Here is a 1094-nt window from a genome sequence, read left to right on the forward strand (position 1 = left end):
CGGCAGCACGAGAACGTAGCCAGTCCCCGCCCCCATAAGCCCAGACCTCGTAAGCGGCACCCTCCGAGGGCCGCTTTAGAGCCGCCGCCGCCTCTTCGAGCGCCCTCGCCGCAGCCTCACGCTCGACTTGCGCGAGCCAGCGGTCGAACTCAATCCCCCTGCTGGGCCCGAAGCTTTCGATGTACGGATGTTTATAGAGGCTTCGAACCTCTTCTGTCGTCGGCGCGTGCTCGCTCACCACTCCCACCCCTCTCCGTTATCGTGCGGCCCGTTGTGCCGATCTTGGAGGGTGCAGTAGGCGTCATCGTCACCCGTCCACGTCATGCTCTGACAGATGTTCTCAACCATTCAGCTCACCCCGCTTCGCCGCCTCACAGAGAGCACGAGCGATGAACTGGCCAAGCGACTCCTTCGCCACGTCACGCTCCTTCCGGGAACGGTCACGCATCTGCTCGATCACTTCGGCCACCTTGCGCTCGTCGAGCGCCCGCGCCGCAGCCTCTCGCTCAATGGCGGCGATCATCCGATCGAACTCCTCGTACGCCTCCTCTACAGCGCGCTTCACCGACTCATCGAATCGTGTCCACTCACCAATGCCAGCGCGTGCGTCCGCGTACCTGTCCCGCACCTCATCTGGTGTCGGCGTGAAACTGTCGCTCAGACAGCCGTCATCGTTGCATGAGTTCGGTTCCTGCGGGGCGACACCAGCAGCAGCGAGAGCGGCGCGCATTCTGGCGATAGTCTGCGGTCCCCAGTCGTCCAGATTCTCTGCGTAGACGTAGGGGCGCTTGATTCCGTTCTGCTCATGATCAGTACGCTGATAAGCGTTTAATGCAGCAAGCAGGCGCTCCTCGGTGGGGTCGCCCCCGAGCAGACCAGCAGCACGGAGACGTTCCACCGCGTCCCGAGCTGCATGCTCGCGAGTACCGAGAAGCATCCCGCATTGGCCAAGCGCGTCGTACACTATCTGCTCGGCGGTCGGGTTAGGTGTGGTCGTCATGGTCTAGTCCCTCTGCAATCGTTCGAGAATCAGTCGTGCGGCCTTGTGCCAGACTCGAGCCGCGGGGTCGCCGAGTTCGCGACTGTTTCCGTTC

2 protein-coding genes are annotated in these 1094 nt (G+C 62.9%); both read right to left on the minus strand.

Features of this window, described 5'->3' with window-relative positions; translation table 11 throughout:
* Positions 1-238 (minus strand): hypothetical protein (locus JD276_RS16060; RefSeq protein ID WP_233615816.1); only part of this gene is annotated, 238 nt, incomplete at its 3' end.
* Between the two features lie 102 nt (positions 239-340).
* The gene (locus JD276_RS15680) at positions 341-1000 is read right to left on the minus strand and encodes a hypothetical protein (RefSeq protein ID WP_200116596.1); all 660 of its coding nucleotides are present in this window, start codon (positions 998-1000) and stop codon (positions 341-343) included.
* Between the last annotated feature and the right edge of the window lie 94 nt (positions 1001-1094).

The sequence above is a fragment of the Leucobacter chromiisoli genome (assembly GCF_016522505.1).
GTDB lineage: Bacteria > Actinomycetota > Actinomycetes > Actinomycetales > Microbacteriaceae > Leucobacter > Leucobacter chromiisoli.